Raw genomic sequence first — 23,227 nt, forward strand, 5'->3', positions numbered from 1 at the left:
TTAAAAACTTGTTTTCTTTGGTTTTGCTTCATTTACAATCAAATCTCTGGCCTTAAATGACGAGCCATTTAATCCATCAATTGCTTTTTTAGCTTCTTCATTGTCTTCCATGGTCACAAAACCAAAACCTTTGCTCCGGCCATTATACTTGTCGATAATAACTTTTGCTTCACTAACCGATCCGAATTCATTAAATAACTGTTCTAAATCGTCCTCATTTACCTTAAAATCAAGGTTTCCAACATAAATGTTCATTTTTTCTTCTTTAAATGTGTAAACTGACAGCGGATCAGAAAAATGGAATAATCTAAAGCTAAAAATCCTGTTTTAAAAGATATTCAGGTTATAACATCATAACCAAATGTATAAATCTGTTGTCAAAAAATATACGGATTCAAAAAGGTGAACTGAAATTGACTAAGAGCTAAATGGAAATTAGAAAATGAAAGTACAAATTTTCAAACCTGAAATCTTGACAAATGTACGTTTAATATTTAAGGTGTGTATTATTTCTTTTTGTTTTTTAACGTAATATCAGATTTACAGCACATTAGCCTTATGTAAAAATATATTTATGTCGGTAATTTTATTATTTTGCAGCATGAATTACATTGATATTAACCGAAAATTATGGAATGAACGAACCAAAGTTCATTTCGGATCAGCATTCTACGACAATGAATCATTTCTGCAGGGCAGAAATAGTCTGAACAGCATTGAGCTTGATTTGCTTGGTGATATTGCCGGAAAGAAAATTTTGCATCTGCAATGTCATTTCGGACAGGATACACTGTCACTTGCAAGGATGGGCGCTAATGTTACCGGTGTTGATTTATCGGACGTGGCCATTGAGAAAGCAAGAGAACTGAGCAAGAGCACCAATTTAAGAGCCGAATTTATTTGTTGTGATATTTATGACCTCCCAAATCACCTTAACAAAACTTTCGATATTGTATTTACCAGTTACGGCACCATTGGATGGTTGCCTGATATTGAGCGTTGGGCTGGAATTATTAATCGCTACCTTAAACCTGGAGGATCTTTCTTATTGGCAGAATTCCATCCGGTAGTATGGATGTTCAGTTATGATTTTAAGTCGGTAGAATATGGTTATTTTAACACCGGTTCTATTCTTGAAACCGAAAAAGGATCATATACTGACGGCAGTGAGGCCCTCGAACTGGAATCTGTTTCGTGGAACCACACTCTTTCTGATGTATTTACAGCTTTAAAACTAAATGGCATATCAATAAAAATTTTCAGAGAATTTGATTACTCGCCTTATGATTGTTTTCAAAACACAGTTGAAACTGAACCCGGAAAGTTTATGATCCGGGGACTTGAGGGTAAATTGCCAATGGTTTATGCGTTAAAAGGAGTCAAATCAAAAACATAAAAAAAACCGTCTGAAAATTCAGACGGTTTTAATTTTTTAAGAGTGTTGGAATTAACGGCGAATTCCAAGTTCTTTGATAATTGCACGGTAACGTTCAATATCTTTTGATTTTAAATAATCAAGCAGACGACGACGTTTACCAACGAGTTTTTTCAAAGAACGTTCAGTAGCAAAGTCTTTTTTATTGATCTTTAAATGTTCTGTTAAGTGGGAAATACGGTATGAAAATAATGCTATCTGCGCCTCTGGGCTGCCAGTATCAGAATTAGACTTTCCGTGAGTCCCGAAGATCTCTTGCTTTTTCTCTGGTGTCAAATAACTCATAATTAATTATTTATTTAATCGGAGCGCAAAATAACACATTTTTTCTGTGATTCACAAACATTTAGACTTCAATATGTTCAAAAATTTATTTTTATCCCTTCTTACAAATAGATTAGCACATATCGCACAACAGCAATCCCGTTTTTTTATCTTTTCACGTCTTTTAATTCTATTCCTTTAAGTCCTAAATAGGCCAGATGCAGCAGGATAATTCCCACACCTACAAAACTGGGATAGCTCCATGGCCAGGCAGTAAAGCTTGAAGGTAAAAAGCCTATATCCAATGGATTATGCTTACCCAGATGCATATAGTTAGCGCCGGTTGCCCAATCCAGGAAAAAGATGAACAACGCATATCCTGCCAGACTGGCAATTGAGACCAGAAATTCCCTGTAGGTGTGTTTAAATTCCAAACCTATTTGCATAAAAATCGGGATAATGAAAAGGAAATAATGCCTGATGAGATAATGAATAAACGGGAAACTCATTGGAGCATCATGTATAAAACTTGGATTCACAAAAGATATAAACCCTGCGCATAATGACCAATATGAAAAGAAGCGGAATAAATAGTATCTCCGGGTTAGGATCAGAACAGGCATCAGAATGGATAACGAAGCACAAAGGTGCAGAGGGAATCGTTCAAAATACGGTTCTACTTTAAAAGCCCAGATTAACGTCCAGTAAAATGTTTCGATAACCATATAACCCGTAATAAATCTTACCATAAACTTGCGGTTTCCGGCTAGTTTCTTTATTCCTTTTTTGTTCAGTATCATTAATAAAACCAAAACAACAACACCAGCCAGGGTCAGCAAATGAATTTTTCCATACATTGGAATCAGAATATCACTATGTTCTGCCGGATTAAAAAAGCTTTGCATACGATTTGTATTAGATTAAAATAGCCTCACAATATAATGATTATATGAATACCTTCCGTGTAGCTATCTGATATACTGTATCTTTTGCTCAAAACAGATGCTTGGCAACACAAGACAATTCAAAAAACTTTCAACATATCCTTATTGCCGTATTTTCCATATTTAATGCATGATATAAAATTGATTTACAGATCTATAACAAATTTTTAACTGTAATTCATACTCTAAATTTAGCCATATGGGTTTTTCATATTAAATTTGCACCTGATTTGCTATTAGAGAGAAAGGAACAACACTATGAATATTGTAATTGCAGGAGCCGGACAAGTAGGTACTCACCTTGCAAAAATGTTATCCACAGAACGTCATGACATCGTTCTTTTGGATCAGAAAGAAGAACATTTAAAACCACTGGATGCCAATTTCGACCTCATGACACATGCAGGTAGTCCGGTATCGATTTACGATTTAAAAGACAGCAACATAAAAAATGCTGATCTTTTTATCGCGGTAACACCATATGAATCTGAAAATATAACTTCCTGTATTCTGGCAAAAGACCTTGGTGCAAAAATGACGGTTGCCAGAATTGACAACAATGATTATGTACAGCCTGAAAATATAGAACGCTTCAAACGATTTGGCGTTGATTCACTCATTTATCCTGAGATGCTGGCAGCACGCGAGATTGTGCAGTCATTGCGTATGCCGGGCATTCGTCAGTTGTTTGATTTTTCTGATGGGGAACTGATTCTTATCGGACTTAAGATTCGGGGAAATGCACCGATTGTAAATAAACCACTTGCTTATCTTGATGCACGTGATGAGAATTACCGGATTCTGGCTATCACGAGAGGTTATGACACCATTATACCAACCGGAGATGATGAAATTGAAGACGGCGACATTGTTTATTTTATTACGACAAAAGCACAACTTCCGGTTGTAAAAGAACGGGCCGGTAAAAAGAATTTCGATGTAAGAAATGTGATGATCATGGGAGGATCACGCATCGGAATTAAAACGGCGCAGTTTGTTCCCGACTATTACAATGTAAAAATTGTGGAAATTGATAAAGCCCGCAGTTTTAAAATTGTGGATAAACTTGACAGAGCGCTTGTGATAAATGGCGACGGACGCGACATGGACCTTCTAAGGGAAGAAGGGATAGATAAAATGGATGCATTTGTAGCGCTAACAGGAAATGCGGAAACCAATATTCTGTCATGTATGCTTGCAAAACAAATGGGCGTTAAAAAGACGGTTGCCGAAGTAGAAAACATTGATTATTTTGGATTAGCTGAAAACTTCGGCGTAGGAACAATTATCAATAAAAAGCGTATTGCCGCTAGCCATATATACCAGCTTACATTGAATGCTGAGGTATCTCATGTTAAATGTCTCACAGCATCCGATGCCGAAGTTATGGAATTAGTGGCTACAGATGGTTCAAAAATAACACGGGGTAAATTAAATGAAATGAAACTTCCACGCGATGTAAATATCGGAGCCGTTATTCGAAACGGAGAGATTTTTATTGCACATGGAGATCTTCAGATTCTGACCGGTGATCAGGTAATTGTTTTCTGTCTGCCATCCGGTATCAGAAAAATTGAAAAACTTTTCTAATCCATACTGGCCTGATGATAAATTACAAGTTGATTTTCCGGGTTCTTGGTCTACTTTTGGTGGTAGAAGCATTTTTTATGTTTGTTACCGCGGGAGTGGCCTTATTTTATAAGGAACCGGATATCACTTCTCATATTAAGGCGGCCATTATAACCGGTGGGACGGGAATAATTTTTGGTATCCTGGGGAGACATGCAGGAAAAAAAATCGGAAAGCGGGAAGGTTATATCATTGTAAGTCTTGTATGGATCGTTTTTTCATTTTTTGGTCTTCTCCCATTCTACATTGGCGGTTACATCCCTTCTTTTACTGACAGTTTTTTCGAAACCATGTCAGGTTTTACCACTACCGGATCTTCCATATTAAACGACATTGAAGCCCTGCCACATGGCATCCTTTTTTGGCGAAGTATTATTCAGTGGCTGGGCGGTATGGGAATTATAGTGTTATCACTTGCGGTACTTCCTTTTCTCGGAGTTGGCGGAATGCAGCTTTTTGCTGCAGAAGTTCCGGGTCCAACTCCCGACAAGCTGCATCCTAAGATTACATCAACAGCTAAAAGACTGTGGGGAATTTATCTGGCATTAACCATTGCAGAGACAGTACTTCTGGCATTTGGAGGAATGGATGTTTTCGATTCTGTTTGTCATTCCTTTACAACAATGGCAACGGGCGGCTATTCAACCAAACAGGCCAGCATAGCATACTGGGAATCACCATATATTCAATATGTTATTACTCTCTTCATGTTCCTTGCAGGAACCAATTTCACCCTTACATATTTTGCCATAAAACTGAAGCCCAAAAAGGTCTTTAAGAATGAAGAATTCCGGTTCTATCTTGGTTTTGTGATCCTTTTTACACTCGTTATCGGTGCAGGTTTAATGTATAAGCACGGACTTGGTTTAGAACGGGCATTCAGGGATTCGCTTTTTCAGGTGGTTTCTATCATAACAACCACTGGTTATGCTACAGCAGATTACCTGACATGGTTTCCATTGCTTTCGATCCTGATATTTATTCTGATGTTCTTTGGAGGAAGTGCCGGGTCAACAGGTGGTGGCATAAAAATCGTACGTATTGTCATGCTGATTAAAAACAGTTCATACGAATTAAAAAGGTTGATCCATCCCAACGCAATTATTCCGGCAAGATATAATTCAAGGGTGGTGGCACCTGAAATTGTAACCAATGTACTGGCGTTTTTCGTATTCTACGTCATAAGTATTATTGTTAGTATCGTCGTGCTTTCTGCTCTGGGAATTGATTTTGAAACCAGTGTTGGCGCTGTGGTAACCTGTATCGGAAACATTGGTCCTGGTATCGGGGATGTTGGACCGGCTGCTAATTTTGCCTATATTCCTGACTTTGGAAAATGGTACCTATCATTCCTAATGCTCCTTGGACGTCTTGAACTATTTACAATCATTGTAATGTTCAGCGCAGCTTTCTGGAAAAAATAGCACTTTAAGATATAAGATACAAGGCATAAGAATCAAGATTTTCATGCTATAACTCCCAACTTTCAACTTATTTGTCTTTTACCTTTCTCAATACTGAGCCTTACTCTTTTAAGCCTAACCATAAGTCCGGGCGAACAACCTTTTTCCATATTGGCATCGACAACAGACAGTAGTTCATTTTTAAATTCGGGCATCAGGAGATAAATGTTATAGAGATATTCCAGGGAATGGACCCGAATTGCTGTTGGTATATCATTGGTCATCAACCATGTCATGCATTTATCAATCAGATAACCACCTTCCTCTTCCAACACAGGACAACGCAAAACAAATTTCATCAGATGCCTTATTGTGCCGTCAATCTCTTCACCGGATTCATTCAATTCCTTATAAACTTCCGGCAAAATTGGGTCTAGTAATTCAGGATGATCTTCTGTTGCATGGTCCAGTACCCATGCGGAACGCCACGAAAGTTTTGGTTCCCGTCGTTTAACAAATCCCCATAACTGATTGAATAATTCAGGATCATCAACAGCTCTTTTGCTGAGTTCCGGAACAGCGGACAAAATCAGGTCCGTTTTCATGAAATCTTCAAGCCGATCCAACTCAGAAGTCATGGGCAAAAGCTTTTAAACGTTTCTCCAAATCTTCAAACTGATCTTCCGTAACAAAAGCCGTACAGGCCCTTATACCCTGTTGTCTGCTTCCGGTTGTATCCAGAGAAATGGAACTGATTCCGTAGTAGATCAGCTTATGAGCCAGTTCACCACCAGTCATATTTTTATATCCAATCGTAAAGTAAAAGCCATCAGCCAGTTCCTGATCCAAATCTTTATCATAAACCAGATGAAATCCATTATCCAGAAACATTTTTTTCATCACCCCTGCCCTTTTACCGTATACCTTTACATCGTCCAGAAATCTGAAACGACCTTCATTAGCCGCTTTCAGCATAGCCGTTAAACCATACTGAGCCGAATGTGAAGTTCCGGCAGTCAGCGCATACAGGATACGCGTTACATACGTTGCACCAAATGAGGCTACGCCGTAACGCTCATTCAGCAACTTATATTTGCGCTCATACAACAGATCTGATATAGCCGTAAGCGCCACACGTTGCCCGGCATAACTAAATACCTTTGAGCTGGACATATGAATAATATAGTTTGACGTATATTTAGCGACAGTTAACTGATATGGGGGTTCATACGGATTGCCCAGGTCTTTTCTGAAATCCATTCCGAAATAAGCGAGATCCTCAATAATTATGACATTGCACTCATCCGCTTTTTTTGCTATGATCCGAAGTTCATCCTCGGTAAAACATATCCACGACGGATTATTCGGATTGGAATAGATGATACAGGCAACTTTGCCATCGCGCAACATATCATCCAGCTTATCAGCAAGATATTTCCCACGATACCGGTACACATCAAAGGTGCGATATTTAATACCCATTACCTGTAACTGCTGCTTCTGAACAGGAAATCCCGGATCAATAAACAATACATGATCCTTGCCCGGCATTGCCTGAGTAGCGGTCATAAATGAAATGTAGGTTCCCTGCATTGTGCCCACAACCGGTACAATATGATTAGGTGAAATTACCACATCCAGGAATGCTTCAAAAAACCGCGAAGCTTCCTTTTTCAGCTCAGGATGTCCCTCCAGCATTGGGTATTTCGATGCCACTCCCTTTTTAAGAGCTTCTATCTCCGCATTAATACCAATCTCAGGTGGCGGCAGACTTGGAACGCCCATTTCCATCCGGACATATTTTTCCCCGGTATAGGTCTCTGTTTTATTAACCAGAGAAACGATTTCACGAATAGTTGCCTTACCTAAATCTTTTATTGCAAGTTCATCTGCTATTTCTTCAATGGTTTCCTGTGGTATTAAGCTGTGTGTCATTATTATTTTTTTGGTCATTAAAAATACAAAACACGGATAGATAACCTAATGATAATTGTTATAAAAACTGAATTCGATTTAATATTACCAATTCAGGATAAAATACGTAATTTTGATAGTGTCAAAAAAAACCTCACGCCATGAAAAGACTTTTATTCATAACATTAATCGTAATCACATTAATATCAATTTCCTGTGAAAATCAAACCAATGAAAAATCCGCTAATATTGAATTTATTTCAGTTCAGCCGGGCGGATGCAATCTCCGGAATTTAGGTGCAGATATTAAAAGCACATTGATGGAAGAACCTGACACACTTCACTTTTCACTTATCGGGGATACGTTACATGCCTTTGTCGGCATAAATTATATTTGTTGCGCCCCGTTTATCACAGAGTCAGAATTCAATAACGACACGATATTCATCAGCATTACTGACACCTGTGACCTTACCGAGGGAAATTGTTATTGCCGCTGCAGGTGCTATTATACCTGGGAATTTGAATTCAAAGGTTTTGAACCCAAAACATATAATTATCTCATAACATTATATAATCCCGTTCCTGAAGAAACCCTTATCTTCAGAAAGGGATCTGTTTATCTGAATTAACCTTTATTACTCTACCAGTGTTTTAAGGAAACTCCGAACCGCATTATAATTATCCACTTTGTATTTGGCCTGCGTATTTACAATGCCAACTTTTATAGTGACCGCATTTTCCGGCAGACGTTCAAACAGATACTCATCTGTCCAGTCGTCACCTGCACCCAATATAAAATCGAATTCTTCCTGGGCATTAAACAATAACTTTTCTGCAGCACGTCCTTTATTTACACCACTGTTCTTTATTTCAATCACTTTGCTTCCTTCCATTATTTCCAGGCTCAGATTTGCAATCATACTGGTAAGTTCATCTTTTATCTCAAGAGCACGCATAGCTCCTAATTCATGATCTGCTTTCCTGTAATGCCAAACCAGAGAATAATTCTTCTCTTCTATAAATGATCCCGGGGTTCTGTCCACATACAATTCCATGACCGGTCTGATAAAGGACTTCCAGTCGTTATCCATCTGTTCAATAATTTCCCAAACTCCACCTGGTTTTCTAATCCAAACACCATGCTCGGTTATCAAAGTATAATTATGGCTATCGAACCATTCTGTAAATACTTCCTTATCACGGCCACTGATCAGTACAACCTGATTTTTAGGATCGGCTGCGAGTTTATCCAAAATTTCGTAAACCTCTTTTTCAGGACTGGCTTGCCTTGGATTTTTCTTAAAACCTACAAGTGTACCGTCATAATCCAGAAATATGACGCGTTTCAAGGCTTTATCATAGTCCTTTTTGATGGATTTAATAATAGGATCACTGAGTTTTTTAGCCAGATATTTTTCTCTATAACTTGCCGTATTAATAAGCGATTCCAGAAAATCATTTGCCCAGCGTTCCACATTATAACGTCTTAAACGTTCTTTCAGCATGATATTACGCTCAATCTGCTCTTCTTCAGGCATATTCAAAGCCTCATAAATGGTATCAGCTATCTGTTCAAAATTATTTGGGTTAATTATAAGGGCCTCACCAAGCTCCTTGGTAGCGCCGGCCATTTCACTTAGTATCAATACGCCTTTGTTATCCGTCCGGGTAGCAATATATTCTTTAGCCACAAGGTTCATTCCGTCCCTTACAGGCGTAATCAAAGCTATAGCACTTGAATTGTAAAGTTCTATAAGACTTTCAAAAGGAAATGAACGGTAAAAATACCAGATTGGAGTCCAGTTCACCTTTGAATACTTTCCGTTTATCCTTCCAACCAATTCATCAATTTCACTTTTCATTTCCTGGTAATGTTCCACTTCAACTCTTGATGGAACAGCTAAAAGTATTAATGTGACCTTACCGGTATATTCAGGATGTTTCTCGAGAAACCTTTCAAATGCATGCAACCTGTTTGGAATACCTTTTGAATAATCGAGTCTGTCAATGGAGAGTATAAGCTTTCGCCCCTGCTCCAGCAACAGGTATTTTTCCAGTTCCTGACGAATCTCTGTTTTATCATGAACCGATTTCATGATGCTACGTTCTGCGGCCTTACTGAATTTTTCAAAGTCAATTCCCATTGGAAAGGCGTCCACCTTGGTAATACGATCTCCCAGGTTTATCTGGTTCATTTGCACATCGTAGCCCAGCAAACGTCTGACACAACTGGTAAAATGTCGCTGGTAGTCATACGTATGGAACCCTATAAGGTCAGCACCCAACATCCCTTCGATAAGATCTTCACGCCAGGGCAGAATCCTGAATATCTCATATGACGGGAAAGGTATATGAAGGAAGAAACCAATAGAAATATCGGGGCGCTTTTCTTTAATAATTTTTGGTAATAACATAAGGTGATAATCATGTACCCATACTTTATCTACCCCTTCAAGATTCTGCATAATTACATCCGCAAACTTTTGGTTTACATCTTTGTATGCATCCCAAAATTCCTGGTTGTATTCCGTATATTGGGCAAAGTAATGGAACAGAGGCCAGATTGTGCTGTTACTGAAACCGTCATAATAATCATCCATATCTTTCTGATCCAGATAAACAGGAATACAATTATCATACTTCAGAAGTTTCTCAATTTCAGCCTTTTGTTCGGGTGTTACATCTTCATTATTAAAACCCGGCCAGCCAATCCATTCACCTTCACTGGATTTATACACTGATTTCATCCCGGTTGCAAGTCCTCCAACACTCGGTTTTGTTGAAATTTTGTCCTCTTCGATTGTAATCTGACTAGGTAATCTGTTTGAAACAATTAATATTTTACTCATATATATGTAGTTGTATTTTTTTCTTTAAAATACGGGGATTCCTTGAAATACTAAAGGTTTTTGATTTATTTTACTGCGTACTCTTACAAATATATTAAAAATGGACAACTTAAACTACGGAATAGTTGGCAACTGCCGTAGCGCCGCACTCATTTCGGAGCATGCATCATTGGATTGGTTCTGTCTTCCGGCATTCAATTCTTCTTCTGTTTTCGCATCCTTACTTGATGAAAATAAGGGTGGTACGTTTAAAATCATTACTGATGATTCATACGCGATTTCACAGAAATACTTAAAAAATACTAATATTTTATCCACACGGTTTGATAATGGGGAAAACATCTTTGAAGTAATTGATTTCATGCCAAGGTATAAAAATGAATCTTCGGAAGGTTATTACAGTCCCCCTGACATAATCCGATTTATAAAACACATTAAAGGGACACCTGAATTTAAGGTTAATTATAATCCAAGGCTTGAATATGCAAAACATCCTACAAAAACGTATATTCACGATGGGTATGTAAAAAGCCATACACTAAAAGGGACCTACGACTCTCTTTACCTCTATTCTGATATAGATTTCAACAGCATTTTGAATGGAGAAACCATAACAGTTACTTCTGATGCTTATTTTCTTGTTTCCTATAACCAAAAGATTTTACCACAATCCGTTCAACGAAGTTATCTTAAGTTGCAACGTACTAAAGTATACTGGCTGAATTGGTCAGAGCGGACTATGCTATATACAAACTATAACGATGAAATTATCCGCAGTGCCCTGGTTTTAAAATTACTTAGTTATGATAAAACAGGAGCTGTGATAGCTGCTCTTACCACTTCATTACCTGAAACTATAGGTGAGATAAGAAACTGGGACTATCGTTTTTGCTGGATCAGGGATGCCTCCATGGTTATAAAAGTCATGGCTGGTCTTGGTCACATGAATGTTGCGCAGAAGTACCTGAATTTTATCATTGATGTGATATCAGACAAAGACGATAAAATACAGATTATGTATGGTATTAACGGGGAAAAGAAACTAACCGAAACTACGCTTGATTATTTGGATGGATATGCGGGCTCAAAACCGGTAAGAATTGGAAATGATGCCTATAAGCAGAAGCAGCATGATATTTACGGTGTTTTAATGGACGTTATATATCAGCAGTTCAAGCTTTATGAAACATCTTTACAAAACAGCGAAGAATTATGGACAATAACCCGAAGTATTCTAAGAAGCGTTGAACGAAACTGGAAGAAACCGGATCGCGGAATATGGGAAATCAGAAATGAACAACGTCATTTCACCTTTTCAAAAGTACTTTGCTGGGTTGCTGTTGACAGAGGACTTAAAATTGCAAAACTTATTAAACAGAAGGAATATATTAAACCATGGGAAAAACTGCGTGACAGTATTGAAAAAGATATACACAAGAAAGCATGGAATGAGGAAATCGGTGCTTATACTCAATCTTACGGATCAAAAGAACTTGATGCTTCCACTCTGCTAATGGAGAGCTATGGATTTATTGACGCCAGACATCCCAGATATATATCAACTGTAAAAGCTACTCAAAACCAGCTGGTATTCAACGGACTGATGTACCGGTACAGAAATACGGATGATTTTGGAGTTCCTTCTTCCGCCTTTACCATATGTACGTTCTGGCTTATCAACAGTTTATATAAAATCGGAGAGAAAGTAGAAGCAAAAAAAATATTCGAAGAACTTCTCGGCCATAGCAATCATTTGGGGCTATACAGTGAAGATATTGATTTTAAAACAAAACGTCTCTTAGGAAACTTCCCTCAGGCGTATTCACATCTAGCATTAATAGAGACTGCCATAATGTTATCAGGAGAAGAAATTCACCTGGATACTATGAATGAATTATAACGAAAAAAACTAACAAAAATCATAAATTTGTATAATTGAGGGTTGTACTTTTGCCGCCTCTTTAAAATAATACTTTATACCTGATCGATATGATATTTGAGAATGGAAATGTGAGAGATGGATTTATGCATCATTTTAATACTGAAGAAAATATCTGCAATATTAAGGCTGTAGGAAATATATCAATCAGTGAATCTCTTGAAGCACTAAATAAAGTCATGAACCATCCTGAATTTCACGAAAACCTAAGATTTAACGTTGACCTGACCGAAATAAGATTTAACCCTTCCTATAACGAAATTGAAAGCATAAAAAACAGACTTATTAAACAAAAAGAAAGGCTTAAAAATAAAATCGCCCTGGTATCTGTAGGGTCAGTTTCAATACTTGTGTATCTGATCGCTCAATACGCAAAACACAATGGTTTAATAATAAAATCATTTACAACGTTTGAGAAGGCAAATGACTGGATCAATGATACTGAGGACTCTGTAACTCAGCAATAAGTTAGATTAAGTCATAAAAAACCCGGTCCTTTTGAACCGGGTCTCATTTTCAGGTCTTCTATTTCCTGATGTCTAACCGTAGAAACCTGCTAATTATAATTTGATTCTTACAAATCGCTCTTTGGGGGTCATTGAGATACCACATCTTGCCGGGGCTTCACCTTCGTAAGTATTTCCACAGGTTGTACAAACCATGTACAAATCAGATAATGAGTCTACATTGTTTCCGTTTAACGCATTCAGCGCTTTTTCATACAAGGCTTTATGTTTCTTCTCAACCTGATATGCATAGTTAAATGAGATCATTGCCAGATTAGCACTTTCAGCTGATGCATCCTTTATAAAATCAGGGTACATAGTAGCAATTTCGTAGGATTCACCAGAAATCGCATCACCGAGATTTTCCTTGGTTGTTTTAACTTCAAATTCCGGATTTACTACCGGTACCTCAGCAGCCATTTTTTCGAGTACGGCTTTATGGTTCCCTGCATGTATACTCTCAGCTTTAGAAGCCGCTCTGAACAGCAGGGCAATTTTAGGGTAACCTTCCTTGTCAGCTTTTTCTGCATAAGCTGCATACTTTGCACTTGCAGTAGTTTCACCTTTAAATGCATTTTGCAAATCCTTAACTGATTTCTGATAATTAACAGCCAGCGGTGCTTTGGCTTCAACTGTCAAATTCAATGACAGCATTATAAGAATAAAAAAAGAGATAAATCCTGTTTTCATAATTTTACATTTTATGTTTTTTACTGCTACAAATCTACAGCCAAGAGCATAAAAAGAACCTGAAAGGATTCTTAAGACTTACTTAAAATCAATAGGGGAAAATCAGGGTAAAAGCAGTTCCCTTTCCGGACTCACTATCAACTGAAACTATAATATTAAGCAGATCAGCAAAGCGTTTCACGATTGAAAGCCCCAATCCATTTCCGCTAATACTACTGCTTCGCGACTCATCAGTCCGGTAAAACCGTTCAAAAATCTTCTTTACTTCTTCCGGATTCATTCCTTTACCTTCATCCCTGATAGTTAATGAGAGTTGTTCTGAGCTTTCATGTGATGCAATATTGATGATCCCCTGTTCAGGCGAATACTTAACAGCATTGGTTAAAATATTTTCAATGATTTGTCCCAACATAAATGCATCAGTTCTTATAGTAATCGATTCCGGAATACTAATATCAAAAGTGAGATCCTTTTTATTAACGGGTTCCTCCAATCGCGAGATCACATCGTGAACCAGTTCAATGACAGAAAGTTCTTTAAAATTCAGTGTTTCTTTTCCACTTTCAAACCGGGCCAGAAGTAAAAGCTGTTCAACAAGACCGGACATCCGTTCAATTTCAGCCAATCCACTGCTAAGCTTATCTTCGTAATATGCCACTTCACGCGGTTTTCTGAGCATCAGCTCCATGGTTCCCTTCAAAACAGACAACGGAGTACGCAGTTCATGAGAAGCATCTGACGTAAATTGTTTTTCCCGTTCTATGACACCCTGAATCCTATCCAGCAAACCGTTAATCGTTTGGGTCAAAGTATATAGTTCATCTTTACGGACAGGCAATTCAATACGTTCCTTCAAATTTTCATGCGTAATTTTTTGCGCTGTATTCGTTAACTGATAAATAGGTTCAATACTCTTTCGGGCAATGTAGCTGGAAATTAAAAATAAAATGCCCAAAACAATAGGAAAAGCAAGTATTAATATAATTCTAAGGTTTCTCAAAACCATCAATGTATCCTCCAGGGGCATAGCAACTGAAATATAACCAAGTATTACTCCCTGGGTATTTTTAACCGGAACCTGCAGCTGATAAATTGGTGATCCGGAAATTTCATCTTTAAAGTTCAACTTTCCTGTTACATCCTTCTTAACATGCAGAGCCTCATTTACGAGATTTGGAGATCTTTTTACAACTGTTCCTGAACTGTCGGCATATTGAATAAAGGTCGGATTAACCTCAATCTGGCCGTGTTCGTTTTCCAACCATTCATTGGGATTGGTAAAGTAAATCTGATCACTCAAAACAACCACGCTATTGAAGAGCTCCAGGGATTCGGCGTTTAGGTCGCCATCCAAATGATTATAGACTGTGGAGTGCACCACAATGTAAATGGTAAGAAAAATTACGATGGATAGCATGGCCGAAGCCAGCATAAAATTTAGTGCTACACGGTTACTGTATTTGCTACCTTTCATTGTCTTTTATCAGGTATCCCACACCTCTTATGGTTCTAATGTAACTGGTCTTTCTGCCTTTATCAATCTTTTTACGCAATGCATTAATATAAACATCTATAACTGATGTATCATAATCAAAATGTATGTCCCATACATGTTCTATGATTCTGGTTCGCGAACAGACTTTTTCTTTACTGCGCATCAAAAATTCCAGCAATGCAAATTCTTTTTGTGTCAATGCAATCTCCTCTCCTTTCAGAAAAACCTGATGCGATTCTACATTCATTGCCACATCACCAACTTTTAAAACTGATGTTTCCGATTTATCTTTTCTCAGTTGAACCCTGATTCTGGCCAGTAATTCGTCAAAGGAGAATGGCTTTTTGATGTAATCGTTAGCTCCCATGTTCAGCGCAAAAACTGTATCATCCACAGTATCTCTGGCCGTCAAAAAAATAACAGGAACCTCCGAACCGCTCTTTCTGACCTGCCTGCATATCTCCAGCCCCGTAACTCCAGGAACCATCCAGTCCAGTAATAATATATCGTATTCGCCATCATTTGTCAGTGCAAGCTCCAGACCTTTATTGCCTTCATAAGCTACATCAACAGCATATGATTCTTCCTCCAAACCCTCTTTAAGTAGATTTGCAATTCCGGGTTCATCTTCAACAATCAGTATTCGCATTCAGATTTAATTTTATGCACAATTCAGATTAAAACCCCAGGTTTAATTCAACGCCAGCAGCATGTTTAAAAACCAGTTCTCCTCCATAATATCCGGTTCTTGCAATCGCTAAAACAGAAGCAAAAAACAGAACCATTGACAAAACTTTCAAAATACCTGAATATTTCTTCAAATATACAACAACTATTCTGTATAGTGCCGTAATGCTAACTAACCATATTGTTAACTCTGCTGCTGATTCATGGATTTCGAGTGCCTGCTTCAGCATACCTTCTTCAGCAATGCCACTTCCTGCCAGTTCGCCGGATAAAAGAGCTGCAACAGTTCCTAAAGCACCTAAAATCAACAAAGTAAATCCAGCCCAGGTAAAAAACTCCTTTTTAAAGAACAGGCTTACGATGTCAAATACAAAGCCAACAATAAGTAGAGCGATTGGAAAATGTACAATCATTGGATGCAAGTGAGTTGTGTCAATCATAACTTTGAATTTAATTTAACTGGTTCAAAATTAGAACCGGACTGCTTAAATGAAGGTAAGACTTTCCTTAAAATTCGCTTAAAAAACTGTCTTATACTGTTCTTAACAGGTACACTAACAACTTAGCATGTAAATTCCACAGCTCTGCAAGTAAAATTTATTATAATTGTAGTTATACCTTTATTTTGTTGGTGAATTATAAAAAAACACCAAATGAAACCATCTAAAAAAGCAAAATTCTGGATTACCTATCATGTTGGCCTGCTGTTTTTCAGCTTGTTAGCAGCCATGATTCTAAAATCGGTTCAATACCATAATGCATTTCATCCAACTGCTTTAGCCTCTTTCTTTACAATATTCATTTTGTGTATTTCGCTGGGGTACCTGACCATTTATCTCGTAAATCATTCAAAAAAATATTCCCATAAAGAATTGCGCAAAAAGATCATTCCGGGACTCCTGATTTTTTACCTTGCAGCCTTCATTATTGCCAATATTGCAATTACCATTGGCGTATCAGTATGGTATTTTTTTACAGGAGAAAGCTTTCATGGATTCTGGAACCACATGGTACATCAGGAACTTAGTTTTGGCAACGCAAACTTATTGATATGGTTGCTATTTTTCACCCTTGCCTTTTTCTTTATATTATGGCGAAAGTCATCGAAAAAAGAACAACAACTACGCGAAGAAAATCTACGGTTTCAGTATCGGACTTTAAAAGCCCAGGTCAATCCGCATTTCTTATTTAACAGTCTGAATACACTATCAGAGCTGGTTTACAGCGATGCAAAAAAAGCAGACAGCTACATCCAAAAGTTATCACAAATCTATCGTTACATCATTGAAAACGAAACGAATGATCTTGTTCCTTTAAAAAAAGAACTGGCGTTTGTGGATAAATATTTTGCTCTTCAAAAAGAACGGGACAATGGAAAAATTGAACTGCATTCAACCATCTTCGATGCAGACCAATATCAGGTCATTCCTGTCTCGGTTCAGATGCTGATCGAAAATGCATTAAAACACAATGCAGTATCAATGGATCAGCCACTGATCATTGAACTCAATGTTGAAAATGATGTGATTTGCGTTAAAAACAATATTCAACGTAAATCTACCATGCAGGAATCTACCGGCACAGGACTGAAGAATCTGAAAGAACGTGTACATTTGATCCTGAATAAAACGATGACTTATAAAGAAGAGCAAAATCAATTCGTGGTCTATCTGCCACTAAAAAAGACTGATAATGAACGTTCTGATCATTGAAGATGAAAAACCTGCTGTCGATAAGCTGAAACGCATGCTGGCTGAAGCTGACCCGGAAATCAAAATTCTGGATCAGTTAAGTTCTGTTGAATCTGCTTCCAACTGGCTTTTAGCTCATTCTGCTCCGGAATTGATATTCATGGATATCCAACTGGAAGATGGTACCTGCTTCGAAATATTTGAAAATGTAGAAATTGATACGCCGGTAATTTTCACCACTGCATACGATGAGTTTTCTCTTAAAGCTTTCAAGGTAAATAGCGTTGATTACCTCCTAAAGCCCATTGATCCAACCGAATTAAATCATGCGTTGGATAAATTCAAAAAAATCCATCAAACCCAACCGAAACTAAACAGTATTCAATCACTTCTCACAAAATTGCAACCCAGAACAAAAGAACGTTTTCTGATCAAAACCGGCGATTACTTCCATTCGGTACCCGCATCAGATATTGTCTGTTTTTACATAATGGAACGGTGCAATTTTATCTTTACAACCACGGGCAAAAACTACCCCATAGATTATTCACTCGAAAAAATAGAAACACAGGTGGATAATTATCGCTTTTTTCGCGTGAACCGAAATTACATCGTGAATTATCAAACCATTAAAGATGTGCTTGCATTTTCCAACAGCCGCTTAAAAATTACACTCAAATCATCTCCAACAGAAGAAGATATTATTGTCAGCAGGGAACGCGTTGCAGCATTTAAGGACTGGATGGACCGATAAAGCAATTTCATAACATTTCAGTATTGAAGGACTCTGTAAAATATTTTATATTTGTGGTTCATTCAGAATGAGGTAATGAACAGGTTTAAAAAATATATTGGGTTACTGTTTATTCTACTGTCGGGAATTTTAATTTCCGCACACGAACTGATTCCACATCATCACCATTTTGATTCGGTTTATTCGCACACATCTGAATCACCCTTTAAAAACATTGATGATAATCAGCATAGTGATCACGAGGATTCTTCCACCCATTGTCACGCGTTCAATGATTCGTTTGTTGACCGTATTTTAACAGCACGTTATAATTTTGTACAACCTGAATTTGTTTTTATTGCCCTTATAAATACGGAGACTGAGATTCAACCGGACATATGTAGAACCAACATATTTGCATTTAATCCGGTCGATTTCAAACAGCATAATTTCCCCGATTCCGACCCACTGCGTGGTCCGCCACAATTCATCTGATTTTTACATATTACCAAATGTGATAGCAAAATTTCGCGTTTTCTGCTATTTACCCCACGCATAAAGGGTGAAGCAGAAAACTAAAGATTGTAGTTACTAACAGGTAATCTAAATCGCCTTCATCAAAGGTGTTACAGGACTCTTCCGTCGTATTCAAACGGATCAATTCTGCCATATTATTAATCTTACAAATCAGATGATGTATGATCAATCGTATTATATCATTTTCAATTAAAAATAAAGCCCTGATCGGACTAATGACCGTTGGCCTGATCCTGGGTGGCGTTTATTCGGTGACCCGTATTCCCCTGGATGCCGTACCTGATATTACCAATAACCAGGTTCAGGTCATCACAACAGCGCCAAATCTGGGAACCGAAGACATAGAACAATTTATTACTTATCAGGTGGAACTGGCTGTTGCCAATCTGCCCGGTGTAACCGAGATCCGTTCAGTTTCCCGGTTTGGATTATCGGTCGTTACCATTGTATTTAAAGATAACATGGGAACTTACCTGCCGCGCCAGCTGGTAAGTGAAGCGCTGAATGATGTAAAAGAAAAAATACCAAAAGGCTTTAGTCAGCCATTTATTGCCCCCATCAGCACAGGGCTCGGAGAAATCTACCAGTATACGCTTCAGGCTGAACCGGGTTTTGACACAGCCTATAATGACATGGATCTACGCACCATGCAGGAATGGATTGTAAAACGACAGATGGCCATGGTGCCAGGTGTGGTTGAGGTAAACTCATTTGGTGGCCGCGGCAGACAATTTGAAGTGGCTGTAAATCCGGATCAGTTACGCAGCATGGGCCTGACCATCACTGATATTTTTAACGCACTGGAAGCCAACAACCAAAACACCGGTGGCGCCTATATCGAAAAAAATCACAAAGCCAACTTTATTCGTGGCGAAGGCCTGATGCGTTCGCCGAATGACATAAAAAATACGCTGGTTAAATCCATTGACGGACATCCTGTTTTTATAAGAGATGTAGCCGAAGTAAAATATGGCAGTTTTGTCCGCTTTGGGGCATTCACTCAAAACGGAAAAGGTGAATCCGTTGGCGGCATAGTGATGATGTTGAAAGGTGAAAACTCCAACAATGTCATTCGTGATGTGAAAGAACGGATTGAATTGATTCAAAAGTCACTACCTGAAGGTGTCACCATACAACCGTTCCTGGACAGAAGCCGCTTAATCAAACACACCACTTCAACCGTTGCCGAAAACCTCACCATTGGTGCACTGATTGTGATCTTTGTTCTGGTCATCTTCCTTGGCAACCTCAGAGGTGGACTTATTGTAGCCTCTACCATTCCGTTGTCCCTGCTCTTTGCATTTATCATGATGTATCTGTTTGGGGTATGGGCAAACCTGATGAGTCTTGGAGCCATTGACTTCGGTATTCTGGTGGATGGTGCTGTCATCATTTTGGAAAGCATGATCTACTACCTTCATAAAAAGAAATTCATCGGCACAACACTGACGGCTTCCAAACGGAATAAAATTGCTGAAAGCTCGGCGAATAAAATGATGAATTCTGCATTTTTCGGCCAGTTGATCATCCTGATCGTCTTTATCCCGGTTATGGCGCTCCAGGGTGTGGAAGGAAAAATGTTCAAGCCCATGGCCATGACTTTCGGTTTTGCTGTACTGGGAGTTGTCATCCTTTGCCTGACTTATATTCCCATGATGGCTTCACTGTTTTTACAACCACCCAAAAATGATAAAAAAACATGGGGCGAGAAAGTGGTTAAGCGACTGGAAGAAGCTTACAAGCCCATAATATCGTGGTCCATTCGTAAAACAAAACTCATCACAGTTTCAGCAGTCCTCCTCCTAATTGCCGGTGGATTTGTTTTCAGCCGCATGGGCGCGGAGTTTATTCCTCAACTGGATGAAGGCGATTTTGCCTTTCATGCCTTTTTAAAACCGGGTACATCACTCACAGAGGTAAAAGATGCATCCACGCGTATTGAAAAACTGGTGCTTAAGGAATTTCCGGATGAGGTAGCTTCCATTCAAAGCCGGATTGGCGTGGCTGATGTTCCCACAGATCCCATGCCGATGGACATTGCCGACATTTTTGTGATCCTGAAACCACAGGAAAACTGGAGCAAAGCATCCTCAAAACAGGAACTCATGGACAAAATTAAAGAAGCCGTTGCAGTATTTCCGGGCATTAATTATGAGTTCACCCAGCCCATTGAGATGCGCTTTAACGAACTACTGACAGGTGTACGGGAAGATGTAGCCATCAAGTTGTACGGTGATGATCTGGATGTGCTGGCCGATAAGGTACAGGAGATAGCGGGTCTGGTATCGGGCATTGAAGGCATTGCCGGCATAAAAGCAGAGGCTACCCGCGGTTTACCGCAGATTACGGTTCATTATGACCGGAATAAACTTGGTCAGTACGGACTTAACATCGATGAACTGAATACGGCGGTACAAACGGCTTTCAGTGGCGGCGTGGCCGGCGTTATATACGAGGGTGAACGCATGTTCGACCTGGTAGTACGCCTGGATGAAGCACACCGGAAAAGCATTGATCACATACGGAATTTATATGTCAACCTGCCGGATGGCAACCAGATCCCACTTAAAGAAGTGGCTGAGATCAGCTATCAGCCGGGTCCAATGCAGATCAGCCGCGACAATACAAACCGTCGAACGTATGTCGGCATTAACGTGGAAGGCCGTGATGTAAAGTCGCTGGTGAACGAAATCCGCAGCACGCTGGATGAACAACTGGATCTGCCTCCCGGATATTACATTCGTTACGACGGCGCCTTCGAAAACCTGGAACGGGCAACTAAACGCTTAACGCTGGTGGTTCCGCTGGTACTGGCGCTAATCTTTCTGCTGGTCTTTTTTGCTGTAAAATCGTTTAAACAAACGCTTATGATTTATGCTGCCATTCCATTTGCTGCCATTGGTGGAATCTTCACCCTCTGGTTTCGTGGCATGCCACTGAGTATTTCTGCCGGTGTGGGTTTTATCGTTCTTTTCGGTATTGCCGTATTAAACGGGCTGGTTTTAATCAGCAGCTTCAACGAACTCAAGGCAAAAGGTAAATTTGGCTTGAACGACATCATTAAAAAAGGTACGGTAAGACGCATCAGGCCTATTCTGCTAACTGCATCTACAGACATCCTTGGGTTTCTCCCTATGGCTGTTTCAACATCTGCCGGAGCCGAGGTTCAACGTCCGCTGGCCACAGTGGTCATTGGTGGAATGCTTACCTCTACCCTTTTGACCCTGATAGTGTTACCGGTTCTTTATAAAATGGTGGAAACCGGTAAGCACAGGCTGGAGGGGCCATTTAACGGGTTGAACACAAAAGCAATACCTGTCGTTTTAGTTACCGGACTGATCCTGATAGCCAGTCCGGTCTCGGCCCAGACTCAAACGCTTTCTCTTCAGGATGCTATTGAAAGAGCCTATGCGGTATATCCTTCGGTGAAAACAGCTGACATGGAAATTCAAAAGCAAAAAGCGCTGAAATCCACCGCCTACGATTTAGGATCAACCTCGGTTTACACCGGACGGGAAGAGACCAAAAGCGGAATACCGGGAATTCAAAACCGGATTGGTGTAGGACAAAACGACATCGATCTTTTTGCTGTACCGGCAAAAACAAAACTGGCGAATGAACGCATTCAACTTGCCGAAACACAGAAAGAAATTGCGGTGCAGACCCTAAAACAGCAGGTAAGTTTAGCCTGGTATGCCGCACTGAATGCAAAAAAAGAATGGTTGCTTTACCAGGAACTGGATACTGTTTTTGAAGGTTTTCTTAAAGCAGCGGAACTGCGCTATAAAACCGAACAAACCTCTAAGATTGAATACCTTGCGGCTTCTTCAAAGTACAGTGAATTACGACTGAATAAAAAAACTGCAGAAAGTGATTACAACGCTGCCTTGCAATCGCTGAATCAATACCTTTTGCTGGAAGAACCATTTGTGGTAATCGCTGAAACACCATTTAAGAAACCAGAGGTATTTTCTGAAGATTCTATTCAAAGTAATCCGATACTGAATGCCCTGAGTGCAAAAACGGAGGTCAGTAAAGCTGAATGGAAAGCAGAAAAGTCAGCATTGCTCCCCAAACTTGATCTGAGTTATAAGCTTCAAAGCATTGACGGGGGAAATGGATTTTACGGCTGGGAGGCCGGCATTTCTGTTCCACTGATGGTCTTTTCGCAACACGGTAAAAACAAAGCTGCAGAACTGGATTACAAGATGGCCGGTCAGGATTACAAGATGAACCGCTTAAAGCTTCAGGCTGCCTATAATGAAAAATTTAGCAGGTATAACAGCCTTTCCGAGGTTCTTTCCTACTACCAAAACGAAGCACTTCCATTGGCAGCCGAACAGATCTCTGCCGCAAAACTGGGTTACAGACTTGGAAGCATTGATTATGTCCAGTTTATTCAGAACGTGGAAGCGGCTTATAAAACCAGACGGACTTACATTCAAAAACAAGCTGAGGCATTGCGATTACAAACAGAATTAAACTATTTAACCGGAAAATAAAACAAG

20 protein-coding genes are annotated in these 23,227 nt (G+C 39.1%); 10 read left to right on the forward strand and 10 right to left on the reverse strand.

The window, feature by feature from the left end; genetic code table 11:
* The gene (locus ACE01N_RS06260; RefSeq protein ID WP_380585924.1) at nucleotides 1-255 is read right to left on the reverse strand and encodes an RNA recognition motif domain-containing protein; all 255 of its coding nucleotides are present in this window, start codon (nucleotides 253-255) and stop codon (nucleotides 1-3) included.
* Nucleotides 256-574: 319 nt separating this feature from the next.
* On the opposite strand from ACE01N_RS06260, the gene ACE01N_RS06265 reads away from it, so the two are divergent.
* Nucleotides 575-1,396, forward strand: a complete 822-nt coding sequence (locus ACE01N_RS06265) for a class I SAM-dependent methyltransferase (RefSeq protein WP_380585926.1) — start codon at nucleotides 575-577, stop codon at nucleotides 1,394-1,396.
* 51 nt (nucleotides 1,397-1,447) lie between these two features.
* On the opposite strand, the gene rpsO is transcribed toward ACE01N_RS06265, so the two are convergent.
* Nucleotides 1,448-1,720 carry a 30S ribosomal protein S15 gene (rpsO, locus tag ACE01N_RS06270; RefSeq protein ID WP_375728516.1) on the reverse strand — a complete coding sequence of 91 codons (273 nt, stop codon included), beginning with the start codon at nucleotides 1,718-1,720 and terminating at the stop codon, nucleotides 1,448-1,450.
* A gap of 146 nt (nucleotides 1,721-1,866) precedes the next feature.
* Nucleotides 1,867-2,604 carry a YwaF family protein gene (locus ACE01N_RS06275; protein WP_380585929.1) on the reverse strand — a complete coding sequence of 246 codons (738 nt, stop codon included), beginning with the start codon at nucleotides 2,602-2,604 and terminating at the stop codon, nucleotides 1,867-1,869.
* 297 nt (nucleotides 2,605-2,901) lie between these two features.
* Between ACE01N_RS06275 and trkA the strand changes: the two genes are divergently transcribed.
* Both trkA and ACE01N_RS06285 read left to right on the forward strand, forming a co-directional pair.
* Complete coding sequence (trkA, locus tag ACE01N_RS06280; RefSeq protein WP_375728514.1) at nucleotides 2,902-4,233, forward strand: Trk system potassium transporter TrkA; 1,332 nt, start codon at nucleotides 2,902-2,904, stop codon at nucleotides 4,231-4,233.
* A gap of 14 nt (nucleotides 4,234-4,247) precedes the next feature.
* On the forward strand, nucleotides 4,248-5,696 hold the full coding sequence (locus ACE01N_RS06285; RefSeq protein WP_375728513.1) for a TrkH family potassium uptake protein: 1,449 nt from the start codon (nucleotides 4,248-4,250) through the stop codon (nucleotides 5,694-5,696).
* 62 nt (nucleotides 5,697-5,758) lie between these two features.
* Here the strand turns inward: ACE01N_RS06285 and ACE01N_RS06290 are convergent, their stop codons facing one another.
* Together ACE01N_RS06290 and ACE01N_RS06295 are read right to left on the reverse strand one after the other, a co-directional pair.
* Nucleotides 5,759-6,313: a hypothetical protein gene (locus ACE01N_RS06290; protein WP_380585931.1), complete on the reverse strand. Its 555-nt coding sequence runs from the start codon at nucleotides 6,311-6,313 to the stop codon at nucleotides 5,759-5,761.
* A complete protein-coding gene (locus ACE01N_RS06295) occupies nucleotides 6,303-7,610 on the reverse strand; it encodes an aminotransferase class I/II-fold pyridoxal phosphate-dependent enzyme (protein ID WP_380585933.1) in 1,308 nt (435 codons plus the stop codon). The genes ACE01N_RS06290 and ACE01N_RS06295 overlap by 11 nt, the downstream gene beginning before the upstream one ends.
* A 140-nt stretch (nucleotides 7,611-7,750) precedes the next feature.
* Between ACE01N_RS06295 and ACE01N_RS06300 the strand changes: the two genes are divergently transcribed.
* A complete protein-coding gene (locus ACE01N_RS06300) occupies nucleotides 7,751-8,221 on the forward strand; it encodes a hypothetical protein (RefSeq protein WP_380585935.1) in 471 nt (156 codons plus the stop codon).
* Nucleotides 8,222-8,227: 6 nt separating this feature from the next.
* On the opposite strand, the gene ACE01N_RS06305 is transcribed toward ACE01N_RS06300, so the two are convergent.
* A complete protein-coding gene (locus ACE01N_RS06305) occupies nucleotides 8,228-10,441 on the reverse strand; it encodes a bifunctional alpha,alpha-trehalose-phosphate synthase (UDP-forming)/trehalose-phosphatase (protein WP_380585937.1) in 2,214 nt (737 codons plus the stop codon).
* A gap of 100 nt (nucleotides 10,442-10,541) precedes the next feature.
* Here ACE01N_RS06305 and ACE01N_RS06310 point away from each other — a divergent pair, with 100 nt between their 5' ends.
* Together ACE01N_RS06310 and ACE01N_RS06315 are read left to right on the forward strand one after the other, a co-directional pair.
* Nucleotides 10,542-12,341 carry a glycoside hydrolase family 15 protein gene (locus ACE01N_RS06310; protein WP_380585939.1) on the forward strand — a complete coding sequence of 600 codons (1,800 nt, stop codon included), beginning with the start codon at nucleotides 10,542-10,544 and terminating at the stop codon, nucleotides 12,339-12,341.
* A gap of 89 nt (nucleotides 12,342-12,430) precedes the next feature.
* Complete coding sequence (locus tag ACE01N_RS06315) at nucleotides 12,431-12,847, forward strand: hypothetical protein (protein ID WP_380585941.1); 417 nt, start codon at nucleotides 12,431-12,433, stop codon at nucleotides 12,845-12,847.
* 93 nt (nucleotides 12,848-12,940) lie between these two features.
* On the opposite strand, the gene ACE01N_RS06320 is transcribed toward ACE01N_RS06315, so the two are convergent.
* The 4 genes from ACE01N_RS06320 to ACE01N_RS06335 form a co-directional block, all read right to left on the reverse strand.
* Complete coding sequence (locus ACE01N_RS06320) at nucleotides 12,941-13,576, reverse strand: rubrerythrin family protein (protein ID WP_380585943.1); 636 nt, start codon at nucleotides 13,574-13,576, stop codon at nucleotides 12,941-12,943.
* Nucleotides 13,577-13,664: 88 nt separating this feature from the next.
* Nucleotides 13,665-15,050: a sensor histidine kinase gene (locus tag ACE01N_RS06325; RefSeq protein ID WP_380585945.1), complete on the reverse strand. Its 1,386-nt coding sequence runs from the start codon at nucleotides 15,048-15,050 to the stop codon at nucleotides 13,665-13,667.
* Nucleotides 15,040-15,720 carry a response regulator transcription factor gene (locus ACE01N_RS06330; protein WP_380585947.1) on the reverse strand — a complete coding sequence of 227 codons (681 nt, stop codon included), beginning with the start codon at nucleotides 15,718-15,720 and terminating at the stop codon, nucleotides 15,040-15,042. The genes ACE01N_RS06325 and ACE01N_RS06330 overlap by 11 nt, the downstream gene beginning before the upstream one ends.
* Nucleotides 15,721-15,748: 28 nt before the next feature.
* Complete coding sequence (locus ACE01N_RS06335; protein WP_380585949.1) at nucleotides 15,749-16,198, reverse strand: DUF2231 domain-containing protein; 450 nt, start codon at nucleotides 16,196-16,198, stop codon at nucleotides 15,749-15,751.
* Nucleotides 16,199-16,411: 213 nt separating this feature from the next.
* Between ACE01N_RS06335 and ACE01N_RS06340 the strand changes: the two genes are divergently transcribed.
* The 4 genes from ACE01N_RS06340 (at nucleotide 16,412) to ACE01N_RS06355 (ending at nucleotide 23,221) form a co-directional block, all read left to right on the forward strand.
* On the forward strand, nucleotides 16,412-17,470 hold the full coding sequence (locus ACE01N_RS06340) for a sensor histidine kinase (protein ID WP_380585951.1): 1,059 nt from the start codon (nucleotides 16,412-16,414) through the stop codon (nucleotides 17,468-17,470).
* Nucleotides 17,451-18,203: a LytR/AlgR family response regulator transcription factor gene (locus ACE01N_RS06345; RefSeq protein WP_380585953.1), complete on the forward strand. Its 753-nt coding sequence runs from the start codon at nucleotides 17,451-17,453 to the stop codon at nucleotides 18,201-18,203. The genes ACE01N_RS06340 and ACE01N_RS06345 overlap by 20 nt, the downstream gene beginning before the upstream one ends.
* Nucleotides 18,204-18,278: 75 nt before the next feature.
* A complete protein-coding gene (locus tag ACE01N_RS06350; RefSeq protein ID WP_380585955.1) occupies nucleotides 18,279-18,677 on the forward strand; it encodes a hypothetical protein in 399 nt (132 codons plus the stop codon).
* Nucleotides 18,678-18,880: 203 nt separating this feature from the next.
* The gene (locus ACE01N_RS06355) at nucleotides 18,881-23,221 is read left to right on the forward strand and encodes a CusA/CzcA family heavy metal efflux RND transporter (RefSeq protein ID WP_380585957.1); all 4,341 of its coding nucleotides are present in this window, start codon (nucleotides 18,881-18,883) and stop codon (nucleotides 23,219-23,221) included.
* The last annotated feature ends 6 nt before the right edge of the window (nucleotides 23,222-23,227 follow it).

Source organism: Quyinboa ferrireducens (genome assembly GCF_042436675.1).
Lineage (GTDB): Bacteria > Bacteroidota > Bacteroidia > Bacteroidales > UBA5342 > JBHJHP01.

Coding starts and splice junctions, on each gene's coding strand:
- ACE01N_RS06260 (WP_380585924.1), bottom strand. CDS start 255: ATGAACATTTATGTTGGAAACCTTGATTTTAAGGTAAATGAGGACGAT.
- ACE01N_RS06265 (WP_380585926.1), top strand. CDS start 575: ATGTCGGTAATTTTATTATTTTGCAGCATGAATTACATTGATATTAAC.
- rpsO (WP_375728516.1), bottom strand. CDS start 1,720: ATGAGTTATTTGACACCAGAGAAAAAGCAAGAGATCTTCGGGACTCAC.
- ACE01N_RS06275 (WP_380585929.1), bottom strand. CDS start 2,604: ATGCAAAGCTTTTTTAATCCGGCAGAACATAGTGATATTCTGATTCCA.
- trkA (WP_375728514.1), top strand. CDS start 2,902: ATGAATATTGTAATTGCAGGAGCCGGACAAGTAGGTACTCACCTTGCA.
- ACE01N_RS06285 (WP_375728513.1), top strand. CDS start 4,248: ATGATAAATTACAAGTTGATTTTCCGGGTTCTTGGTCTACTTTTGGTG.
- ACE01N_RS06290 (WP_380585931.1), bottom strand. CDS start 6,313: ATGACTTCTGAGTTGGATCGGCTTGAAGATTTCATGAAAACGGACCTG.
- ACE01N_RS06295 (WP_380585933.1), bottom strand. CDS start 7,610: ATGACACACAGCTTAATACCACAGGAAACCATTGAAGAAATAGCAGAT.
- ACE01N_RS06300 (WP_380585935.1), top strand. CDS start 7,751: ATGAAAAGACTTTTATTCATAACATTAATCGTAATCACATTAATATCA.
- ACE01N_RS06305 (WP_380585937.1), bottom strand. CDS start 10,441: ATGAGTAAAATATTAATTGTTTCAAACAGATTACCTAGTCAGATTACA.
- ACE01N_RS06310 (WP_380585939.1), top strand. CDS start 10,542: ATGGACAACTTAAACTACGGAATAGTTGGCAACTGCCGTAGCGCCGCA.
- ACE01N_RS06315 (WP_380585941.1), top strand. CDS start 12,431: ATGATATTTGAGAATGGAAATGTGAGAGATGGATTTATGCATCATTTT.
- ACE01N_RS06320 (WP_380585943.1), bottom strand. CDS start 13,576: ATGAAAACAGGATTTATCTCTTTTTTTATTCTTATAATGCTGTCATTG.
- ACE01N_RS06325 (WP_380585945.1), bottom strand. CDS start 15,050: ATGAAAGGTAGCAAATACAGTAACCGTGTAGCACTAAATTTTATGCTG.
- ACE01N_RS06330 (WP_380585947.1), bottom strand. CDS start 15,720: ATGCGAATACTGATTGTTGAAGATGAACCCGGAATTGCAAATCTACTT.
- ACE01N_RS06335 (WP_380585949.1), bottom strand. CDS start 16,198: ATGATTGACACAACTCACTTGCATCCAATGATTGTACATTTTCCAATC.
- ACE01N_RS06340 (WP_380585951.1), top strand. CDS start 16,412: ATGAAACCATCTAAAAAAGCAAAATTCTGGATTACCTATCATGTTGGC.
- ACE01N_RS06345 (WP_380585953.1), top strand. CDS start 17,451: ATGAACGTTCTGATCATTGAAGATGAAAAACCTGCTGTCGATAAGCTG.
- ACE01N_RS06350 (WP_380585955.1), top strand. CDS start 18,279: ATGAACAGGTTTAAAAAATATATTGGGTTACTGTTTATTCTACTGTCG.
- ACE01N_RS06355 (WP_380585957.1), top strand. CDS start 18,881: ATGATCAATCGTATTATATCATTTTCAATTAAAAATAAAGCCCTGATC.